The following is a 20,606-nucleotide window of genomic DNA, read 5'->3' on the forward strand; positions in this document are numbered from 1 at the left end:
GTAGAAATATTCAGACTGACTTATAGCGATCCTATTTCATTTGTGAAAAATATCGGTTTTGGCTGTTGACTGTTAACTGTCAACGGTGAACAGTCAATAACCCTACATGTAATATTTTACAAATCATTTAGGATTGCTAGATAAAGGCAGAAAACTCAAAAGTTAATACCTTTCTAGTTGATGAGACCTGTATATTATGTACGGGTATCATCAAGCATAAACCCCTTGAGTATGAATGTTTAACAGCACAACCTCTATCACTGCATCAAAACTAAAATCGGCTATTGTCCGCGAGCCATTGATAGTTAAATTAGATACCCTAGTTAGGGATGCGATCGCCCAAATGAGCGGTGTTCGGGCTGCTTGTGATGCGACAAAGCTTGATGAACTCCATCTAGATGCTAGATCCAGTTGTGTATTGGTAGTTGACAACGGGCAATTGGTAGGCATCTTCACAGAACGGGATGTGGTGCGTTTATGTGCCCAGCAGCGTTATCTGGAAAATTTGACGATGGGGGATGTGATGATACATCCAGTCATCATCCTCAAAGAGTCTGAACTTACCGATTTCTTTTTTGCTATCAATTTGCTCCAGCAATATCACATTCGTCACCTCCCGATTCTAGACGACCAAGAGCAAATTGTGGGGTTAATCACCCATGAAAGTCTGCGTCATACCGCAAGTTCGGTGAATCTCTTGCGATTGCGTTTGGCGTTTGAGGTGATGAGCCGGGAAGTGATTTGTGCTGCACCAAATAGTTCTATGCTAGCGATCGCGCAACTGATGACAGCCCATCGTGTCAGTTCTGTGGTGATTGTACAACTCGGTGGTAGTGCAGACACACCCCTCAAGATACCTGTAGGGATTGTCACCGAGCGAGATATGGTGCAATTTCAAGCATTAGGCTTGAATCTGGAAACCTGTTTAGCTCAGACGGTGATGAGTACGCCAATTTTTACCGTCAAACCGGATGATTCCCTGTGGACTATACAGCAGATTCTAGAGCAGCGCTTAATTCGGCGGTTGGCAGTCACAGGCGAGCAAGGGGAACTATTAGGGATTGTGACTCAAAGCAGTTTGCTGCAAGTCCTCAACCCCTTAGAACTCTATAAACTAGCAGATGTTTTACAACAGAAAGTAGTGCAGCTAGAGATAGAAAAGGTACAACTACTAGAAGCGCGTAACCTGGAATTAGAGCAGCAAGTTGAAGTTCGGACAACAGCCCTCAAGACAAAAGCAGAACAGGCGCAACTAGTATCCGATATAGCCATGCAAATTCGCTCTTCTTTGAGTTTGCAAACTATTCTCGATACCACTGTAGAACAGCTGCGGCAATTATTAAGTTGCGATCGCGTCACGATTTTGCGCTTGGAAGCAGATGGACAAGTTATCGTTGTGGCAGAATCTAGCAACTCTTCTGTTTCTACCTTGGGTAAACGAGTTGACGATAGCTGCTTTCAGCAAGACTATCAACAGCTTTATCAGCAGAGACGGATTAGGGTAGTATCGGATATCTACAAGGTGGAAATGGCTGATTGCCACCGGGAAATGCTGATTAATCTGCAAATTCGTGCCAAAATTTTAATACCCTTGCTATGTGACGATCAACTTTGGGGTTTACTCAATGTTACCGAAAGCCAGCAACCCCGGCAGTGGCAACAATCAGAAATAGAACTGCTGCAAGCTTTATCGATACATATAGAAATTGCCCTGCACCAAGCCATTACTCACCAAAAATTACAGGAAGAACTGCGCGATCGCAAGCAAGCTGAATTAACACTGCAAAAATTAGTAAAAGGTACAGCCACAGTCACGGGAGAAGACTTTTTTCCCGTTTTAGTGCGTCATATTGCCGAAGCATTAAATGTTCCTTATGCTCTCGTCAACGAACTAGTAGATGGCAAACTCCATACCTTAGCGTTATGGGAGAATGGAGCCTTACAGACAGAAATTTCCCACCATCCTGATTGCACTCCTTGTGAATATAGCCTGAAATACGGAGAATTTTACTGCGAACAGCAAGTACAAAAACACTTTCCTCACGATGTAGACTTGGCGAGAATGCAGGCAGATAGCTATCTGGGAATTGCTTTAACAAATGATGTCGGTAATGCTATTGGTAACCTTTGTATTATCGATTGCCAACCCTTAACTCCAGCTAAACGCACCCAAGCGATCGCCATTCTGCAAGTATTTGCCGCACGAGCCAGCGCAGAATTGCAACGCCAAGGGGCAATTGATGCTTTACATCGCTTAAACCAGGACTTGGAAGTTAGGGTAGAACAGCGGACGCAAGAAATTAAAGCCAAAAAAGTAGAACTTCAGAAAATATCAGATCGCCTTAGTTTGGCGCTAAAATCAGGGGCAATTGGCTGTTGGGAGTGGGATATTGCCCAAAACAACATCCTCTGGGATGCGCAGATGTACAAAATGTATGGTGTCGCTCAACAACCTGATTTCCATTTAACCTATGATACTTGGGCAAATAGACTACATCATGATGACCTCAAGCCTACGGAAAATCTGCTTCAGCAAACCCTTTTAGGACAAGCAGAATACGATACTGAGTTTCGTGTAGTACATCTTGATGGCAGCATCCACTATATTAAAGCCTACGGGGTAGTGGTGCGAGATGCCCAAGGTCATCCCCAAAAAATGATTGGAGTTCACTTTGACATTAGCGCTCGCAAACGAGCAGAAATCTCCTTAAAAACTAGCGAAATCCGCTTCCGGCGGATGTTTGATTCCAATGTAGTGGGGATGATATTTACCAATTTTCAAGGAGAAGTAATCGATGCCAACGATCGCTTTTTACAGATGGTAGGCTACACCAGAGAAGAACTCAATGCCGGGGCGGTGAATTGGCAAGCAATGACGCCAGCGGAACATTTCTCCACTGATTATGCCGCGATGAAGCATCTGATGGAACATGGCGAGATCAATCCTTGGGAAAAAGAATATTACCGTAAAAATGGCAGTCGGATTCCCGTATTGATTGGCGCTGCAATGCTCCCAGATTCAGAACAGCAAACTATTTGTGTAGTAGTAGATATTAGCGAACAAAAAGCCGCACTTCGAGAGCGGGAAAAAGCCCAAGCCAGAATTGCCCTGCAACTGCGACGCCAGAAAACCTTAGGGGCGATGGTTGAACAAATTCGCCAGTCACTAGATATCAAAGAAATCCTCGCCACAGTGACTCAGCAGGTAAAAGATTTATTCCACTGCGATCGCGTCATTGTGTTTCAACTATATGCAGATGGCAGAAGTCTGATTGCTGAAGAAGCCCTATCTCCTGAGTTTCCCAGCCTGAAACATCGCCACTGGGACAACGAAGTTTGGTCGCAAGAAATCTTAGATTATTACTGGCAAGGCAAACCCCGCATTGTCCCTGATGTCATGGCAGATATGTGGACAGATTGCCTAGTAGAATATTCCCGCATAGGTCAAATTAAGTCAAAAATTGTCGCCCCCATCCTCCAAGAAGTGGGCGGACAAAATCACCGTTGGGTTTCTCCTGCGGCTACCAACAAGCTGTGGGGAATTTTAGTTATTCATGCTTGCCAAGAAAAACGCATTTGGAAAGACTCAGAAGCCCAACTCTTACAACAAATTGCCAACCAATTAGCGATCGCTATTCAACAGGCGGGACTATTTGAGCAATTACAGCAAGAACTCGCGGAACGTCAGCAAGCCGAAGCCAACCTGACCGCAGCTAATCAAAAGCTAGCATTTTCTAATCAAGAACTCGCCCGCGCCACCCGCCTCAAAGATGAATTTTTAGCGAACATGAGCCACGAACTCCGCACCCCCCTAAACGCCATTCTGGGCATGACCGAAGGGCTACAAGATGAAGTTTTTGGCACGATCAACGAGCAACAACGCAAAGCCTTGGAAACAGTCGAGCGCAGCGGCTCCCATTTGCTGGAGTTAATCAACGATATCCTGGATCTCGCCAAAATCGAAGCCGGACAAATCGAATTAAATTGCACGCAAATTTCTATAAGCAATCTCTGCCAATCCAGTTTGGCATTTATTAAACAGCAAGCATTGCAAAAACGGATTCAGCTGGAAATTAAACTTCCGCCCAAACTACCAGACTTAGTTGTAGATGAACGACGTATTCGTCAGGTATTAATTAACCTTCTGAACAATGCCGTCAAATTCACCCCAGAAGGAGGACAGATTACCCTACAGGTTAACAAAATTACCTCAGACATAACTATTAGCCAGATTCCAGAGCCAAACTTCCTGCAAATTGCCGTGTGCGACACAGGTATTGGCATCTCTCCAGAAGATCTGCCAAAACTATTTACACCCTTTATCCAAATCGACAGCGCCTTAAATCGCCAATATGCAGGTACAGGTTTGGGGCTAGCATTAGTCAAGCGAATTGTGGAACTCCACGGTGGTAGAGTCGGGCTAACCAGCGAACTGGGTGTAGGTAGTTGCTTCATTATCGAGCTACCTTATAATCCTGCTGCGCTCCTGGTACCCGATCATTCAGCCGATATTCTTGAACCAGATTCCCCAACTTGTGACCTAGCCGTCAACCTGTGCCCGACAATCTTACTGGTAGAAGATAACGAAGCTAATATCATGACAATTTCTAGCTACCTGAAAGCTAAAGGTTATTGTATTTTGTTGGCAGATAACGGACAAGACGCTATCGAGCAAGCGACAATCCACCAACCAGACTTGATTTTGATGGATATCCAAATGCCAGGAATAGATGGAATAGAAGCTATTAAAAAAATCCGCCAAAATCCTCAATTACTGGATATTCCCATTGTGGCACTCACAGCCTTAACAATGGCAGGCGATCGCGATCGCTGTCTAGCAGCCGGAGCCAACGATTACCTCAGTAAACCAGTAAAGCTCAAGCAATTAGCTACCACGATTCAACAGCTGTTAAGCGAGCATGAATCATGAATTTTGAATTTTGAATTTTGAGTTTTAAATTATATTCCTATGCCCTCTATTTTAGTTATTGATGATGACCCTGATAACTTTGATGTTATTGAAACACTGTTAAGCGAGCAAAATTATTTGTTACATTATGCTGCTAGCGGTCAACAAGCGATCGCTTCCCTGAATTTATTTCAGCCCGATGTAATCCTGCTCGATGTGATGATGCCGGGAATGGATGGTATTGAAGTCTGCCGGCAAATCAAAGCCATGCCCCAATGGCAACCAGTGCCAATTATCATGGTAACTGCTCTCACTGCCAAAGAAGATTTAGCTCGTTGCTTAAATACAGGTGCCGAAGACTTCATCAGTAAACCTGTAAATGCAGTGGAATTACGGGCAAGAGTTCATTCTATGCTGAGAATTAAGCAACAGTACGATAAAATTCAAAATTTAGCGCATATCCAAGCTAATAGCATTCAAGTCTTGGAAAAAACCCTCAATCAATTACGCGGTAATTTGGCTGCAACTTTACCCCATGAACTGAATACACCGCTACATGGCATAATTGGTAGTCTCAACCTCCTCATGGCCGATTTAGAAAACATGGACATGGGGGAAATTCGCGAACTAGTCAGCTGGGCGGATGAATCTGCCCGACGCTTAGAGAAATTAACGCAAAAATTGTTAATTTATTTAGAGGTAGAGCTAGCAACACAGCAAAAGCCCATCAGCAAACCCCAGTCTACAAAATTTTCCATAGTCGCGATCGCGCCGCCTTTGCAATCCCTGGCTCGCAGTTTGAATCGTAGCCACAATCTCATATTTGCGATCGCAGAAGCTAATGTATCAATATCGGCTGAATATTTAGCAACGATTCTCTACGAACTAGTCGATAATGCCCTCAAATTCTCCCAACCAGGAACAGAAATCAAAATTACTAGTGAGGTAGCCCCAGGGATGCTCAATATCTACGTTCATGATTGGGGGCGGGGAATGACAGCAGAACAAACATCACAAATCGGTGCTTTCATCCAGTTTGAACGTAAAACCTACGAACAGCAAGGTTTAGGCATGGGCTTAAACTTAGTGAAAAAAATCGTTGAAGGTTGTGGCGGAGAGTTCTCAATTTCCAGCGTTTATAAACAGGAAACAACTGTAAATATTAGTTTACCAATTAGCGGTTGACGGTTGACGGTTGTACGGGCGGGTTCACAGATATCTTCAAATATCCATAACGATCTCCCATAAACCATACGCGCCCTGGCGCGTGTTGTACAAAAACTTTCGCCCTCATCCCCTAACCCCTTCTCCCCCAGGAGAAGGGGAATTAAATCTCTTGCTCCCCTCTCCCGGTGGGAGAGGGGTTGGGGGTGAGGGCAAAAACCTTGCTACAAAGCGGGTTTCGCGTTAAGTTGACACCAATGCCCATAACCCGCCCCTACTGACAACTGACAACTGACAACTGACAAATAACAAATAACCCGATTGGGTGAATGCGATCGCCACATCCACAATTACTCTGAAATAAGAGGCATGTTTGCGGCTGACAGTGATGGTTTAAGCAGCACCACAACTGTCAAAATGGCAATCATTGCCAGAATTACATTAGTTGCTGGCTTTGCAAAGGCACAAAAAGTGGATGAAATTGTAAAATTACTGCATAAACCAGATTTTCCACAGGGGAATCGAACTTTGTTGGAAAAAATTGCTGCTAATTTACCGGGAATGATTTTCCAAGTCCTGCAACGGCGGGATGGTTCGGAATTTGTGATGTATGTTAGTTCTGGTTGTCGTCAACTATATGAGTTAGAACCAGAACATATTCAAGCAGATTTGCAGGTATTACATCAATTGGTTCATCCACAGGATGCGCAAGCCTTTACAGAATCTGTAGATGTTGCGAAAGCAACTTTATCACCTTGGCGTTGGGAAGGTCGCATCATTACACCTAGTGGCAAAATCAAGTGGATTCAAGGTGTTTCCCAATTAGAACAACAAGCTAATGGTGATTGGCTGTGGGAAGGTTTGGTAATGGATATTACAGACCGCAAACAAGTAGAAGAACAGCTGCGTCATAGTGAGATGCGCTATAAAGCTATTGTCAATGCGATTCCCGATTTGATGTTTCGGCTCAGCCGTGATGGCGAATATTTAGATTTAAAAGCAGATGAACCCAGTCTGCTGCTACCTAAAGAAGAAATTTTAGGAAAAAAGGTAGAAGATTTATTACCGCCTGATGTAGCTGTGATTAGCCAAGAAGCGATCGCTAGAACATTGGATTCTCAGAGTTTGCAAACTTGTGAATATCAATTAGCTACACCGTTGGGTGTGCGAGATTATGAAGCGCGGTTAGTAGTCAGCGGTACAGATGAAGTTTTAGCAATTGTTCGAGATATTACAGAACGCAAACAAGGAGAAGCTCAGTTGCAAAGTCTCGCCCAAAAATATGCTAAAGCTTTTCGTTGCAGTCCCGATCCCATTAGCCTCAGCACCTTGGAAGAAGGACGCTATATAGAAGTTAACGATAGTTTTATCAGACTTTCCGATTTTGAGCGCAATGAAGTTATTGGACACACAAGTTTTGAATTAAATATGTGGGTGAATCAGCGCGATCGCCTGACATTATTACAACAGTTGCAAATGACAGGCTTTGTGCGCAACTTAGAAATAGAATTTCGCGCTAAATATGGAAAAATTATTACAGCGCAGGTGTCGGCAGAAATCATAGATTTAGAGAATATTCCCTGCATCATCGCCGTGATTCACGATATTACCGAACGCAAGCAAGCAGAAGCGCAATTACGCCTCACAGCCCAGCGCGATCGCTTATTAACCGAAACTCTCGCCCGTATTCGCTCTTCCCTCAATTTAGACCAAATTCTCCAAACTACAGTCACCGAAGTCCGACAATTTTTGCAAGCAGACAGGGTGTTTATTGGTTTGAACGATCGCCAAGGAGGAGCAAACACTGTAGCTGAATCAGTTAATCCCCAATATCCCGCCGTTTTGGGTTGGACTACTGACGATCAAAGTTATCTTCAAGAATTGAAAAATCTGCTGATCACTAATAGCGTGCGGTTAGTAGAAGATGTCAACAAAACTGTTGTTTCTGCCAAAATTAGAACCCATTATCAACAATTCCAGACACGGGCTACCTTAGCTGTACCGATTATGCTCAATAATGAATTATTTGGAGCATTAGTAGCTAATCAGTGTTCCGGGCCTCGTCAATGGCAAAACATAGAAATTGATTTGCTTCAGCAGATATCAGAGCAATTAGCGATCGCGATTCAACAAGCGCAACTTTATCAAGAACTAGCCACGCTTAATTGTAGTTTAGAACGTCAAGTAGAAGAACGCACCGCCCAACTCCAGCAGAAAATGCAGGAAATTGAAGGAATGCAACGTGTAAAAGATGTTGTGTTACATACTATAGCCCACGATCTGCGTACAGCGGTAATGGGTAACTTAATGGTGCTGAAAAATTTACTCAAAACTCAAAGTTTGGGAACTGGTGAATGGGAACTAGGGAAAGAACCTACAGCATATCGCGTTCCTAATTCCCAATCTTTCATTTCCGTCTCGCGTTCGGTAATTGAACGCATGATTCAAGGTAACGATCGCCAACTAGGAATGATTGACTCTTTGCTAGAAATTCATAGCTGCGAAGGTCAAGGAATTAATCTGCGGCGAGAGCTAGTACATTTTAACACGCTGCTAAACTCGATTACTAAAGACTTGCAGCCTATCCTCAACCAAAATCAAGCAATATTAAATAATTTAGTACTTGAGGATTTACCTTTAGTCATGGCTGATCCCATGCAGTTGCAGAAAGTCTTAGCTAATTTATTGACATATAGTTTGCAGAACAATCCACCAGGACTAACTTTTACCCTCAAAACTAAAGTTGAAGGTAACCGCATTCGCACTGTCATTGAAGATAATGGTATCACCATGAGCAAATTAGAGTGCGATCGCCTCTTCGATTTGTACATCCCCGAACCACAAGCTTGTTGTTCTACAAGTATTGCTTTAAAAATGTATTTAAGTCGCCAAGTTATCCAAGCGCATGGTGGCGAAATTGGTGTGATTAGCCACCGCAAACGCGGGTTAAGTTTTTGGTTTACATTACCCTTAGCTACGCCATCTTCCACAACTCGCTTGTGAACAGTCAACCGTCAGTAGGGGCGGGATTTATGGAAGATCTTCATGAATCAGTGAGGATATCTGTGAACCCGCCCGTACAACAGTCAACCGTCACAACAGATATTTTTTGCCGCTGTAATAGCATTGCTATAGTGCAAAATAACAGATAGGAAAAGTTGGTAATCAGCTGATGGCTACCTTGTGGAACGCACTGCAAAGATGGGGGAGAAAAGCCTTTAAAGCTTCAACATCAGATAAAACGGCTGTTATTACTGAAAGTTTTGTTCGCAATGAACATTGGCTAAGTGCTAGACGACGCTTTTTGTGGCAAAGATTACAATTGTGGTTACTATTAGCTTTAATCTGCTTATTAACTTTTACCTTACGCAATATTTATGACATATTCTTTCCCTTAAAAGAGTTAGACAAAATACCAGATTTCCTCAGAACACATGCGCTATTCATTAATATAGCCATGCTGCTGATGCTACTAGTTTGTTTTATTGTGCACAAAACTCAGTTTGGTAAACGTTATCCAGGATTGTTATTTTTAGGATCTTCTTGGTCAATTAGTTTAGGCACGCAGTTATTCGCTACCATCAAGGGTGTTGCTTTACCGGATACAATAGCTTGGTCGTTGCTATTTGTCAGTCAAGCTACATTTATTCCTGTTTGTTGGCGTTTGCATTTAATTTCTCAGGTGGGTTTGTTAACTTACTATTTTGGCGTGAATACAGCCTTAGGACTGAAAACAACCATAGCTGGAAATCCAGAAATTTATAATGTAACGTTTATCTTATATGTGTTTTGGTTATGTGCTATCTGTGACATAGGCGTTTACCTTTACGATCGCCTACAACACTCCGATTTTTATACCCATCAGGAACTAGAATTAGCTTATCAAAAACTTCAGGTTGCAGAAGCTAAATATCGTAATATCTTTGAAAACGCTGTCGAAGGAATTTTTCAAAGTAGTCTCGATGGTAAGTACATTACAGCTAATCCAGCTTTAGCCAAAATCTACGGTTACGCATCTGCGGAAGAAGTAACAGCCAACTTTATAGATATTGCACATCAATTATATGTTGACCCCAAACGGCGAGACGAGTTTGTCCGCTTAATTGAAGAGTATGGCAGTATTTCTGAATTTGAATCCCAAATTTACCGTCAAGACGGAAGTATTGTTTGGATTTCGGAAAAAGCCTACGCAGTGCGTGACAAACAAGGAAAGCTACTTTACTACGAAGGATTGACAGAAGACATTACCAAGCGCAAACAAGCTGAGGAAGCACTACGAGTATTTTTTCATGCAGTTTCCCACGACTTACGTAACCCAGTATTGGGAACTTTAATGGTGTTGAAGAATCTCCTAGCAAATCCAGATAGTAAAATCATCATTTCCCGGTCAATTTTAGAACGGATGGTGAAAAGTAGCGATCGCCAATTGAATTTAATTAACTCCTTACTTGAAGCGCATATCAGTGCAGTTCAAGGAGTAATATTACAATTAAAAACCGTACAATTACATACAGTGGTTGAAGCAGCGATCGCAGATTTAGAACCGATGCTGGAAGAAAATCAAGCCGCCCTCACCAATTTAGTCAGCGCAGACTTACCCTTAATTAACGCCGATCCCACCCAACTATGGCGAGTCTTTTCTAACCTGATTGCCAATGCAATTAAACATAATCCCCCTGGATTACAGTTGACCGTTAATGCTACTGTCGAAAGCAACAAGATTTATTGCACTGTCAGCGATAACGGTATAGGAATCAGTCAACAACAAAGCGAAAAGCTGTTTGACCTTTACTATCGCGGTACAAACGCCCGCAATTCTGTCAGTCTGGGATTAGGATTATATCTGTGTAAGCAAATCATCCAAGCGCATGGTGGTGAAATTGGTGTCACTAGTGCATTGTCAGCCGGGGCGACATTTTGGTTTACGTTACCTATTTAATGGGCATTGGGCATGGGGCATTGGGTATTGGGCACTTGTACTGAGCGAAGTCGTTCGCGTAGCGTCTCGCAGAGAAGTATTGGGCATTGGGTAATAGACCACGCTGTAGGGGCACGGGCACCGACAATGTTTTGGTACATACAATAATTTTACTGCTGCCCTGCCCCTACGACTTTACAGCAAATGGGTTCTGGTTTATAACCAACGGGTTCCCATTCATAACCAACGGGTTCTTGTTTATAACCAACGGGTTCTCGTTCATAACCAACGGGTTCTCGTTCATAACCAAGGAGTTCTCGTTCATAACCAAGGAGTTCTCGTTCATAACCAAGGAGTTCTCATTCATAACCAAGGAGTTCTCATTCATAACCAACGGGTTCTCGTTTACAGCAAATCGTCAACCGTCAAGGGACATCCAATTTTTTAAATACCCAATAAATTTGTAGTGCGAGCAAGATGCTCGCACTACAAATTTATTGGGTAATTTATTTTTTGTAAGTCCCCAACAGTCAACAGTCAACAGTCAACAGTCAACCGTCAACACTCATAACCTACCTGTAAATACGCGCTCTGCTGGGCCAGTCATGTAAACCCGTTGGTCAATTTCTGACCATTCAATTTGCAAAGGGCCACCAGGGAGTTCTACAGTTGCAGTGCGATCGCATTTTCCTGTCAAAACCCCAGCAACTAAGGAAGCACAAGCACCAGTACCACAAGCTAAGGTAATACCTGCACCCCGTTCCCAAACTCGCATTTTCAAATAATCCCGACTAACAACTTGAATAAATTCTGTATTTGTTCGTTGGGGGAAAACTGGGTGATGCTCAAACTGCGGCCCGATACTTTCTAAAGGAATAGCGGCGACATCTTCCACAAAGGTAATACAGTGAGGATTACCCATACTGACACAGGTAACTTCCCAAGTTTTTCCGCCTACCTCTAGCGGTTGATTAATTACCTTGATATCCGCAGCACCCAAAGTTGTAGGAATTTCTGAAGCTAGTAATTTAGGTAAACCCATATCCACCTTAACTTGGCCATCAGCCATCAGTTGGGGTGACATCACACCAGCTAAAGTATGAATGCGATATAAATCTTTAGTTCTCGATTCCCCTTCCAAATCGGCTAAAAATACACCTAAACAGCGAATACCATTACCGCACATTTCCGGTTCCGAACCATCAGAATTAAAAATCCGCATGGTATAGTCAGTACCGTTTTCTCCTGGCAAAGCAAAAATTACACCATCAGCACCGATACCAAAGTGGCGATCGCACAACTTAATGGCTTGCTCTGGAGTGATTACAGGAACTGACGAAGAGCGATTGTCAATGAGAATAAAGTCATTCCCCAAACCGTGATACTTAGTAAATTCGATTGCCATTTATCCAAGGATGAATTATCAAAGATTAGTTACTGTTGATTGTCAGTTGTCAGTTGTAATTTATTGTCTCATCTCTCCTAGTCCCTAGCCCTTTAGGCTGAGCGTAGCCGAAGCCTAACCCCTAACCTATTACAACATTTTTTCTTATGCATCCATCACCAGCCAAAATGCCTACGGATTTCGATACTTCTCTACCTAGTATTCGCCAAATCCAAACTCTGATTAAAAATACAGCAACTGTAGATTTGAAACTCATTACGGGTGATCTCGTCACAGGCAGGATCATCTGGCAAGACCCCAATTGTGTATGTATTTTAGATGAAAATAGCCAGCAAACTACAATTTGGAAGCACGCGATCGCTTATATCAAACCAAAAAACTAGTCTTGAAGGAAAATTTTGCCAAATTCTCGAAATTTGAGCTACATGCTCGCAGAATTGCGGGTGACATCAATCACCCAAATTCTGCGGCTATGGAGAGCGATCGCTCACTAGAATCGTTAAAATATTAATTAATGTAAAGATATTTATGAAAAATCAATGGCATTATTTGGATTTGGCAAGAAAACACTAATACCCACTCCTGAACAAGCATTACCAGGAAGAACAGAACAAATGCGCGTACCTGCGGCGCACTATGTCAACAGTAATCCGCTCAAACCACCTTTTCCCGATGGATTAGAAACAGCTATATTTGGTTTAGGCTGTTTTTGGGGTGCAGAACGCAAATTTTGGCAACTTAAAGGTGTCTACACTACCGCAGTTGGTTATGCAGCTGGCTACACACCCAATCCCACCTATGAAGAGGTATGTACTGGATTAACCGGTCATAATGAGGTGGTATTAGTCGTGTTTGATCCCGCAGTGGTTAGTTATTCCCAATTGTTGAAGGTTTTTTGGGAAAGCCACAACCCCACCCAAGGAATGCGTCAAGGTAATGATGTCGGTACTCAATACCGTTCTGGAATTTACGTCTATTCTGAAACCCAACTTCAGCAAGCAGAAGCATCAAAAGCAGCTTATCAACAAGCCCTCACAGATGCAGGCTATGGAAAAATTACCACAGAAATCTTAACTGCACCTGAGTTTTACTACGCTGAAAGCTACCATCAACAGTATCTAGCTAAAAATCCAAATGGCTATTGCGGTTTAGGCGGAACAAATGTTTCCTGTCCCGTAGGAATTGCTGAATCCCAACTTAGTGGTTAAGCAATAACTGCTTATTAAATATGCGCCCTGAGCGAAGTCGTTCCCGCAGGGTAGGGCGCATCATCAGTTAAAAAATGTGTATAGTCAAGGGCGGGGAAACCCCGCCCTTACAATTATCTCTACCTCAGCAACTTGCAATCTGCTGTATGTCGCTAAATTACTGATGAGACACAGCTACTTTTTCATCAGCTACCTGTGTATATTCACCAACAATCTGGCGGAAGAGTTCGCCTTCAATTGTCTCTTGATCTGATAACAAATCTACCAAGCGTTCTAAGGCTACACGATTTTCTTCCAAGATGGATTTTGCAGTTTGGTAGGAACTACTGATAATTTCCCTGACTTGGGCATCAATTTTAGCCGCAATTTCTTCCGAGTAATCGGATTTATTCATCCAATCACGCCCTAGGAAGACTTCACCGCTTTGATTTTCTAAAGATAAGGGGCCTAAGGTAGACATCCCAAATCGGGTAACCATTTGACGGGCTAAATTTGTGACTTTCTGCAAGTCATCACCTGCACCGGTCGTTACTTCTGGCTTACCAAACACAACTTCCTCGGCTGCGCGACCGCCTAAAATTGAGGTAATTCTGGCTTTGAGTTGGGAACGGGAAATTAAACCCTGTTCTTCGTTGGGTGTAAACCAAGTTAAACCTAGTGCTTGTCCACGAGGAATCAGGGTAACTTTTTGTACAGGGTCGTGGTCTTTAATTAAGGTTCCGACTAAGGCGTGTCCTACTTCGTGGTAAGCAATTAACCGTTTAGCCTTACTATCTACTAAGGCAGTTCTTTCCATCCCTGCAACTACCCTATCCACAGCATCATCAATTTCCAGGATGGTAATGGCTTCTTTTCTGCGTCTAGCGGTGAGAATTGCGGCTTCGTTGAGTAAGTTAGCTAAATCTGCGCCTGTAAATCCTGGGGTGCGGCGAGCGATCGCATCTAAGGATACACTAGGATCGATTTTCTTATTTCGGGCATGAACTTTCAAAATGTCCAAACGCCCTTTTAAATCCGGTGCATCAACAATCACCTGTCTATCAAAGCGTCCGGGACGTAATAAGGCGGCATCAAGGACATCAGGACGGTTAGTGGCAGCAATTATAATGATGCCAGTGTTCCCTTCAAAACCATCCATCTCCGTGAGCAATTGATTTAGGGTTTGCTCTCTTTCATCGTTACCGCCACCGATACCTGCACCCCGTTGTCTACCGACAGCGTCAATTTCATCGATAAATATCAAACAGGGAGCATTTTCTTTAGCTTTTTTAAATAAATCGCGGACGCGGGATGCACCCACACCAACAAACATTTCTACGAATTCTGAGCCAGAAATGCTAAAGAAGGGAACGCCAGCTTCCCCTGCGATCGCTTTTGCGAGTAAAGTTTTACCAGTACCCGGAGGGCCAATTAACAGCACGCCTTTGGGGATTTTTGCACCGACAGCCGTAAATCTTTCTGGCTGTTTCAAAAATGTGACGACTTCTTGCAGTTCTTCTTTGGCTTCTTCTACCCCGGCGACATCTTCAAATTTTACTCCGGTTTTCGCTTCCATTTGAAAGCGCGCTCGCGATTTGCCAAAATTCATCGCTTGGCTAGAAGCATTCGTAGAGCGTCTCAAGAACAAGAGCATTAAAGCCACAAGTGGTAAAATCCACATCAAGTTAATCAATAACCCCACAGCAGCTCTACTGTTAGCGGAAGAAACCTCACCAAATTCCACATTTTTCTGTTTGAGTTTATTAATTAACTCTGTGTTTTGATCTAAAAGTTTTACTTGGATTGGTGTATCTTTTTGCCCCACCAAATATACTTTGGCAATATTTTCGGCTTCATCCAGCTCGACTTTTGCCACTTCCCCTTTTTCTGTTCTCTTAATCAACTCACCATAAGTTAAGGAATTGCGCTCTGCTTTTTGCGCTAAGGCTGGATTGCCAGCTACAATCCCTGGCAATAACATCAAGCTGGCTGCTAATGCACCAGCCCAAGGAACACGCTTTGCCGATGGCTGTTTATTCAATGCTTTTTTACCTAAAACTGTCATAATAATTACCCTTCTCCTGCTGGCAAAAGCTGAGCGCTGTTTTTATGCCTATTCTTCTAGCCAAAATTGAAATAACGGGAAATAAATGTTTTCTCATCTAGTTTAGCTTCCACACAAAACCATTTCCCAATGTTCCCCATCAGCTTTTAGAAATAGACTCCCTGGACTCAGGGGAATAAAAATAAAAACTGACTTTGAGCCTTGTTAATTGTTCTGTGGCTACATATCTCATGAGGCTACATACATAGTATCTATTGTGACAAAATTATCGGCAATGGGTATTGGGCATTGGGCATTGGGCATTGGGCATTGGGCATTGGGCATTGCTCGTGTTGAATGACTATTAACTGCGGTCACTGAGCTTGTCAAAGTGTTGACTTTTGACTATTGATTCCGGACTCTTGACATATTTTGCAACAAAATTGCTAAAATAACCATAGTCGTAATGATTCCGCTTTTCAAAAATCTGAGTGCTAGCAGATATTTTAGTGATTTAGTAAATGTTGTTATTGAGTTGGTGGGTGAAATTATGGTGAAAATTGTTGGTATTGGTGGTAGCTTAAGATCCAACTCCTATACCCAAATTGCTTTACAACTCGCAGCACAAAGGGTAGAAGCATTGGGTGCAGAGGTAGAAATTCTTGATTTGCGGCAGATGCAACTACCATTTTGCAATGGTGGTAAAGAATATCCAGATTTTCCAGACGTTAAGCGATTGCAGGATGTAGTTACAAATGCTGATGGGATAATTTTAGCCACCCCAGAGTATCATGGGGGCGTCAGTGGAGTACTGAAAAATGCACTAGATTTATTGAGCTTTGAAGAATTGTCTGGTAAGGTAACTGGACTAATTAGCGTCTTAGGGGGACAGTCAAATAGTAACGCTCTCAATGAACTGCGGTTAATTGTTCGTTGGGTACATGGTTGGGTAATTCCTGAACAAATTGCCATTGGACAAGCTTGGGGTGCTTTCAGTCCTGAAGGTAAACTCACCGATGAAAAACTCTCCCAACGCTTTGACCAATTTGCTCAAAGTTTAGTGGATAATACTCGCAAACTTCGAGGAATCAGTTAAATTTTTACATCAAGAGTTAATAGTTAATAGTCCATTATCTGTTGACTGTTGTACGGGCGGGTTCACAGATATCCTTACTGATTCATGAAGATCTCCCATAAACCCGCCCCTACAGACTGTTGACTGTTGACAGCTATTCACCACAACATCATTGGTAAACCTGCAATTACAGAAGCAATACCTGTCCAAATAGAAAAGCGTCCAATGTCTGCTTCATCTAATGCCATACCCATTTGCGCCAGGGCTGCTAGCAATGCTGCCAACATAACGATAAACAGGGTGGCATATCCCAAGTTACTCATGATTTATCCTCATCATTTCATCATATTTCTTGGTTGAAGAGCATTTGCGGTTGCCATAATCAATACTCTTATCTAAGAAAATAATGGCGATGAATTGCTTTAACTTCTGCTATACGGATGGCAAATTTTTTATTTCTTTCTATTTCAATCAGAAGATTAATATTAAGTTAAATTAGTGGCAATTAGCACAAAATTTCTGCAAACTAGTATTCAGAAGTTGGCTGTTATTTAGGTATCAAAGATGGGACATAATCATCATCATGGTCATCATAGTCATCATCATCATAGTCATGAGCATGAACATGGTACTAATAACTACAGCCGCGCTTTCATGGTTGGTACTATTCTCAATGTTGGATTTGTCATTATTGAAGCAACTTATGGATACTTAGCTAACTCTTTGGCTTTGCTGGCTGATGCAGGGCACAATATGAGTGATGTTTTAGGACTATTACTGGCTTGGGGAGCGAGTTTTTTGGGTAGCCGCCCCCCCAGTCAACGCTATACTTATGGACTGCGACGTTCTTCGATTTTAGCAGCTTTAATTAATGCGATCGCTCTTTTATTAGTCATGGGCGGGATTGGCTGGGAAGCACTTCAACGCTTTAGTCAACCTGCATCCGTAGGGGGAAGTACAGTTATCATTGTGGCGATAGTCGGAATTATCATCAACACTATCACTGCTTTAATGTTTGTATCGGGACGCAAACACGACTTAAACATTCGCGGTGCATTCTTACACATGGCTGCTGATGCTGGAGTTTCTTTAGGAGTAGTACTAGCTGGAATTACGATTATTTTGACTGGCTGGCTGTGGTTTGATCCAGTCGTTAGCTTGATAATTGTGGCAGTTGTAGTAGTGGGAACTTGGCAATTATTAAAAGATTCAGTCAACTTAGCATTAGATGCTGTACCAGAAAGTATTGAACCACTAGCAGTGCAAACTTATTTATCCGAACGCCCTGGTGTTACCCAAGTTCACGATTTACACATTTGGGCCATGAGTACAACTGAAACCGCCCTAACTGCACATTTAGTACTTCCTTCTGGTCATCCTGGTGATGATTTTCTTGTCCAGACTTGTAAAGAACTGCACGATAATTTTGGTATCGAACATTCTACCTTACAAATAGAAGTTGGCGATTCCAGCCAAACCTGTGCTTTAGCTTCTCATCATAGAGTTTAATTACGAATTACGAATTACGAATTATAAATCATGTTGGTTTAACTCGGCGAGCTATCCAATAAAATAAGCTGGGTACATATCTTTTAAAGTAAACTAATAAAGTATCAAGACCACCAATATATACTTCTCGTCGTTTGTGATAAATAGCGTTGAGAATTTTTTGAGCGCAAATATCAGCTTTCATGCCTTTTTCTTGCCCTTCATCCATTTTTCCATATGCACTGCCATCATAATTTAAAGCATTATAGGAAATGTTGGTTTTAATCCTACCAGGACATACAATGGTAATAAAAATCTTATTTTCCGGCTTTAATTCTAACTGCAAAGTTTCAAAAAAACCATGTAAAGCATGTTTTGATGCTGCATAAGCAGAACGTAATGGAAAGCCCATTTTGCCAACAATACTGGAAACAACTGCAATTTGTCCGCCACCACTAGCAATCATATAAGGTAGAATTCTTTTAGTTATATTGATAGTCCCAAAATAATTAATTTCCATAATTTTTCTGTCAACTATCTCTTGAGTCTCAACAACTAAAGAACGTTGGCTAGTACCTGCATTATTGATTAAAATATCAATTTTATTGTAATGATTTATCGCGGTTTTTACTGCTAATTCTAGTGAATTAGAGTCTGTAATATCCAGTGTAATAATTAAACATTCGCTGCGGATATTTTGTTTTACTCTCTGCAACTCTTCTTCTCTTCTGGCGGAAATAATTAACTTTGCTCCTTGATTTGCAAATAGGTAAGCTAAGGCTTCACCTATACCAGAAGATGCTCCAGTAATCCAAACAACTTTATCGAGAAACTGCATTGATATACACCCTGTATTATTTTCTTATATTGTTAAGGGACTTCTAGAAAATAAATTATCCAATTTTCGAGAGAAGATATTTTTATTTTTCCCCCTGCTCCCTACCCCTCTGCCTACACAGTGATAGTATATTTTTTTAGTTGGAAGTCCCTAATTACTCATCCATCTCTTTCAAGGTAGCTAACGCTGAAGGAGATAACCGACTAAGATAGCGGAATATCCAATATTTAAATATAGTATCCAAAATTACAGGAAATGTAGCAATAAAGAGAAATATCGCATTTCTACTGGCTGGTAACCCTAAATGTTCTGCTAAGCCTTCTAGTAATACTTCCCATCCATGCGGTGAATGAAATCCCACAAATACATCTGTGAATAAAATAATTAAAAAAGCTTTAGCGCTATCGCTCAGTCCATAGACAATATGATCGATAAAAGACTTGACAATAACAATTTCTTTTTTACTCATGGCAATTACAATGCCAAAAGCACCTAGGGATAGTAAATCAGCTAATATATTACTGATAGCACTATTACTTTCCTGACTAACTTCTTCAGCTATCTCAATAGCTTTATCACGAATTTTTTCTTGAACTTCCTCTGTAGTCAGGACTGGTGATTTATATAATAGACTTTGAAACTTCAGCTTATGTTCAAAATTCTTTAATTCTTGCAAAGCTTTGGTTTCCATATTGACATTGAGAAAAATTTGCCCATTTGTTTCTGCTCTAACTTTGGTGACTAGAGGCGTAAACAAGATTTGTTTAGAAAGATGCTGAGTTAATAGGGGTACGAGAATTAAAATTAAAAAAAATCTCAATGCTACTCTCGTCCGCCTTTGGGTAGTTTGATAATTTTTAATGAAATCTGCTTCAGCTTGGGGAGATAAATCTGATTGAATTCTATTAATTGTTCTCCCTAATGAACGAGGCAAAAATCCAGTTTTTTGAGTTACAGGAGGAACATTAGCGATATTTTTATCAGAGGTATTTAGTTTTTTATTAATTGAATTATTATTAATTGGTATAGGTGTGACATCAGAGATATTTTGAATGTTATTAATTCGTTCATAGTTGGTATCATATTGAGATATGACATCATCAATAAACTGTAGCTGTTCTAAAATACTATTATCAGATATATTTAATATTGAGCGACTCAAGCGAAATTCAGCAAGTTTAACTTTAATAAAAATTAAATTTTTATTCAGGTAACCTTGCCAATAAGACATGACATTTTCGGTATAATTTCCATTAGCAGCAGAAATCCTTTGATTCCCAAAATGTTCAATCTCGATATTTCTAATTACCTGTGCTGCCTTATAAGCTTCTAATATTGCCCTTTCTGGTGTATTGGTAAACCATTGCTTTACTTTGCTAATTCGGTCTTGAATTTTCTGAAAAAATGAATCTTTCATGGTGTATTTGTTAAATTCATATATTTAATTTATCGTAGCTTATATTTATTGTTAAATCATTGGAGTTATGATATATACTCCACTTCGCATTTATTACTATATCTTCTAAGTTCAATTTACCTAGTAATAGCAATTTAATGTAAATTTGCATATATCTTGAT

Annotated in this window: 14 protein-coding genes; 8 read left to right on the top strand and 6 right to left on the bottom strand. The window is 41.4% G+C overall.

Annotation, left to right across the window (positions count from 1 at the left end; all coding sequences use genetic code 11):
* Nucleotides 1-235: 235 nt before the first annotated feature.
* From H6G41_RS13465 to H6G41_RS13480, 4 genes are all read left to right on the top strand, one after another.
* Nucleotides 236-4,930 (top strand): GAF domain-containing protein, encoded by a 4,695-nt coding sequence (locus H6G41_RS13465; RefSeq protein WP_190746688.1) that lies wholly within the window; start codon nucleotides 236-238, stop codon nucleotides 4,928-4,930.
* Between the two features lie 39 nt (nucleotides 4,931-4,969).
* Complete coding sequence (locus tag H6G41_RS13470; RefSeq protein ID WP_190746689.1) at nucleotides 4,970-6,094, top strand: hybrid sensor histidine kinase/response regulator; 1,125 nt, start codon at nucleotides 4,970-4,972, stop codon at nucleotides 6,092-6,094.
* Nucleotides 6,095-6,544: 450 nt separating this feature from the next.
* A complete protein-coding gene (locus tag H6G41_RS13475) occupies nucleotides 6,545-9,076 on the top strand; it encodes a PAS domain S-box protein (RefSeq protein WP_374939429.1) in 2,532 nt (843 codons plus the stop codon).
* A 169-nt stretch (nucleotides 9,077-9,245) separates the two neighbouring features.
* Complete coding sequence (locus tag H6G41_RS13480) at nucleotides 9,246-11,012, top strand: PAS domain-containing sensor histidine kinase (RefSeq protein WP_190746690.1); 1,767 nt, start codon at nucleotides 9,246-9,248, stop codon at nucleotides 11,010-11,012.
* Here H6G41_RS13480 and H6G41_RS13485 read toward each other — a convergent pair.
* Both H6G41_RS13485 and dapF read right to left on the bottom strand, forming a co-directional pair.
* On the bottom strand, nucleotides 11,009-11,152 hold the full coding sequence (locus tag H6G41_RS13485) for a hypothetical protein (RefSeq protein ID WP_190746691.1): 144 nt from the start codon (nucleotides 11,150-11,152) through the stop codon (nucleotides 11,009-11,011). The two genes, H6G41_RS13480 and H6G41_RS13485, sit on opposite strands and share 4 nt — an antisense overlap.
* 404 nt (nucleotides 11,153-11,556) lie before the next feature.
* The gene (dapF, locus tag H6G41_RS13490) at nucleotides 11,557-12,396 is read right to left on the bottom strand and encodes a diaminopimelate epimerase (RefSeq protein ID WP_190746692.1); all 840 of its coding nucleotides are present in this window, start codon (nucleotides 12,394-12,396) and stop codon (nucleotides 11,557-11,559) included.
* A 146-nt stretch (nucleotides 12,397-12,542) separates the two neighbouring features.
* Here dapF and H6G41_RS13495 point away from each other — a divergent pair, with 146 nt between their 5' ends.
* Nucleotides 12,543-12,779, top strand: coding sequence for an RNA chaperone Hfq (locus H6G41_RS13495; RefSeq protein ID WP_242037918.1), 237 nt, complete (start codon nucleotides 12,543-12,545; stop codon nucleotides 12,777-12,779).
* 156 nt (nucleotides 12,780-12,935) lie between these two features.
* Nucleotides 12,936-13,604, top strand: coding sequence for a peptide-methionine (S)-S-oxide reductase MsrA (msrA, locus tag H6G41_RS13500; protein ID WP_190746693.1), 669 nt, complete (start codon nucleotides 12,936-12,938; stop codon nucleotides 13,602-13,604).
* A gap of 157 nt (nucleotides 13,605-13,761) precedes the next feature.
* On the opposite strand, the gene ftsH is transcribed toward msrA, so the two are convergent.
* The gene (gene ftsH / locus H6G41_RS13505; protein WP_190746694.1) at nucleotides 13,762-15,648 is read right to left on the bottom strand and encodes an ATP-dependent zinc metalloprotease FtsH; all 1,887 of its coding nucleotides are present in this window, start codon (nucleotides 15,646-15,648) and stop codon (nucleotides 13,762-13,764) included.
* Nucleotides 15,649-16,177: 529 nt separating this feature from the next.
* Between ftsH and H6G41_RS13510 the strand changes: the two genes are divergently transcribed.
* Complete coding sequence (locus H6G41_RS13510; protein WP_190746771.1) at nucleotides 16,178-16,723, top strand: NADPH-dependent FMN reductase; 546 nt, start codon at nucleotides 16,178-16,180, stop codon at nucleotides 16,721-16,723.
* Nucleotides 16,724-16,860: 137 nt separating this feature from the next.
* Here the strand turns inward: H6G41_RS13510 and H6G41_RS13515 are convergent, their stop codons facing one another.
* Entirely contained in the window at nucleotides 16,861-17,025 is a 165-nt protein-coding gene (locus H6G41_RS13515; RefSeq protein ID WP_190746695.1) for a hypothetical protein, read from the bottom strand.
* Between the two features lie 241 nt (nucleotides 17,026-17,266).
* Here H6G41_RS13515 and H6G41_RS13520 point away from each other — a divergent pair, with 241 nt between their 5' ends.
* Nucleotides 17,267-18,211: a cation diffusion facilitator family transporter gene (locus tag H6G41_RS13520; RefSeq protein WP_190746696.1), complete on the top strand. Its 945-nt coding sequence runs from the start codon at nucleotides 17,267-17,269 to the stop codon at nucleotides 18,209-18,211.
* Nucleotides 18,212-18,239: 28 nt separating this feature from the next.
* On the opposite strand, the gene H6G41_RS13525 is transcribed toward H6G41_RS13520, so the two are convergent.
* Complete coding sequence (locus H6G41_RS13525) at nucleotides 18,240-19,028, bottom strand: SDR family oxidoreductase (protein ID WP_190746697.1); 789 nt, start codon at nucleotides 19,026-19,028, stop codon at nucleotides 18,240-18,242.
* A 154-nt stretch (nucleotides 19,029-19,182) separates the two neighbouring features.
* On the bottom strand, nucleotides 19,183-20,445 hold the full coding sequence (locus H6G41_RS13530; RefSeq protein WP_190746698.1) for a proton extrusion protein PcxA: 1,263 nt from the start codon (nucleotides 20,443-20,445) through the stop codon (nucleotides 19,183-19,185).
* Nucleotides 20,446-20,606 lie beyond the last annotated feature (161 nt).

It is taken from the genome of Tolypothrix sp. FACHB-123 (genome assembly GCF_014697075.1).
Classification (GTDB): domain Bacteria; phylum Cyanobacteriota; class Cyanobacteriia; order Cyanobacteriales; family Nostocaceae; genus Aulosira.

Bases quoted from the DNA above. Each gene is read 5' to 3' on its own strand.
- H6G41_RS13465 (WP_190746688.1), top strand. From the start codon at position 236: ATGTTTAACAGCACAACCTCTATCACTGCATCAAAACTAAAATCGGCT.
- H6G41_RS13470 (WP_190746689.1), top strand. From the start codon at position 4,970: ATGCCCTCTATTTTAGTTATTGATGATGACCCTGATAACTTTGATGTT.
- H6G41_RS13480 (WP_190746690.1), top strand. From the start codon at position 9,246: ATGGCTACCTTGTGGAACGCACTGCAAAGATGGGGGAGAAAAGCCTTT.
- H6G41_RS13485 (WP_190746691.1), bottom strand. From the start codon at position 11,152: ATGTACCAAAACATTGTCGGTGCCCGTGCCCCTACAGCGTGGTCTATT.
- dapF (WP_190746692.1), bottom strand. From the start codon at position 12,396: ATGGCAATCGAATTTACTAAGTATCACGGTTTGGGGAATGACTTTATT.
- H6G41_RS13495 (WP_242037918.1), top strand. From the start codon at position 12,543: ATGCATCCATCACCAGCCAAAATGCCTACGGATTTCGATACTTCTCTA.
- msrA (WP_190746693.1), top strand. From the start codon at position 12,936: ATGGCATTATTTGGATTTGGCAAGAAAACACTAATACCCACTCCTGAA.
- ftsH (WP_190746694.1), bottom strand. From the start codon at position 15,648: ATGACAGTTTTAGGTAAAAAAGCATTGAATAAACAGCCATCGGCAAAG.
- H6G41_RS13510 (WP_190746771.1), top strand. From the start codon at position 16,178: ATGGTGAAAATTGTTGGTATTGGTGGTAGCTTAAGATCCAACTCCTAT.
- H6G41_RS13515 (WP_190746695.1), bottom strand. From the start codon at position 17,025: ATGAGTAACTTGGGATATGCCACCCTGTTTATCGTTATGTTGGCAGCA.
- H6G41_RS13520 (WP_190746696.1), top strand. From the start codon at position 17,267: ATGGGACATAATCATCATCATGGTCATCATAGTCATCATCATCATAGT.
- H6G41_RS13525 (WP_190746697.1), bottom strand. From the start codon at position 19,028: ATGCAGTTTCTCGATAAAGTTGTTTGGATTACTGGAGCATCTTCTGGT.
- H6G41_RS13530 (WP_190746698.1), bottom strand. From the start codon at position 20,445: ATGAAAGATTCATTTTTTCAGAAAATTCAAGACCGAATTAGCAAAGTA.